Raw genomic sequence first — 243 nt, 5'->3', positions numbered from 1 at the left:
CGTAGTGAATATGGAATTTACTGTAAGACAAGTGCAATACGTAGTGAAAGCCTTTGAACAACGGAAAGACATGTTGATTCAATATGGGGCGGACTTACGTAGAGACTTTGAATATAGTAAGAAAGTTTCCATGCCCGAAGCACCGCAAAACCAAAACAGTTACGACCCTTACAACAGACCTTAACACAGACACTCATACAGACCTTAAATAACCAATGAAAGCGAGATTAACCAAACATGAAC

1 protein-coding gene is annotated in these 243 nt (G+C 39.5%); it reads left to right on the top strand.

Translation table 11 applies throughout. The features are described 5' to 3' along the window. The coding region (locus V0R37_RS23050) for a hypothetical protein (protein ID WP_420376686.1) at positions 1-184 on the top strand (184 nt) is incomplete at its 5' end. Between the last annotated feature and the right edge of the window lie 59 nt (positions 185-243).

It is taken from the genome of Pollutimonas rozaliensis (assembly GCF_048751585.1).
In the GTDB taxonomy this organism is placed as follows: Bacteria; Pseudomonadota; Gammaproteobacteria; order Burkholderiales; family Burkholderiaceae_B.
This window is presented reverse-complemented; position numbering and strand designations above follow the sequence as displayed.